Annotated in this window: 1 protein-coding gene; it reads left to right on the plus strand. The window is 63.9% G+C overall.

The genetic code is table 11. From position 1 onward, the window contains the following. Positions 1-249, plus strand: a 249-nt coding sequence (locus L9G74_RS24060; RefSeq protein ID WP_238898575.1) for an immunoglobulin domain-containing protein, incomplete at its 5' end; no start/stop codon positions are given. Positions 250-280 lie beyond the last annotated feature (31 nt).

Genomic DNA, 280 nt, shown 5'->3' on the forward strand with positions numbered 1-280 from the left:
ATCGAGATCCGGTGGCTCCGCGACCACCGCGCCGTTCCCGCCACCGAATTCGTCACCACCGCCGTCCTCCCGGAAGAGAGAACCGCAAACGGCGCCGGCGGTGACGGCGACACCTTCTTCGTGTACAGTAAGATGAGCGTGGAGACCGCCAAGTGGAACGGCGGGACGGTGTTCGCCTGCATGGCGGTGCACGAGGCGCTGCCCATGCGCTTCAGCCAGCGCACGCTGCAGAAACAGGCTGGTAAATAAAGGATTGGGGGTGCGAAACCCTCGTGCAATG

The organism is Shewanella electrica (assembly GCF_022321485.1).
GTDB lineage: Bacteria > Pseudomonadota > Gammaproteobacteria > Enterobacterales > Shewanellaceae > Shewanella > Shewanella electrica.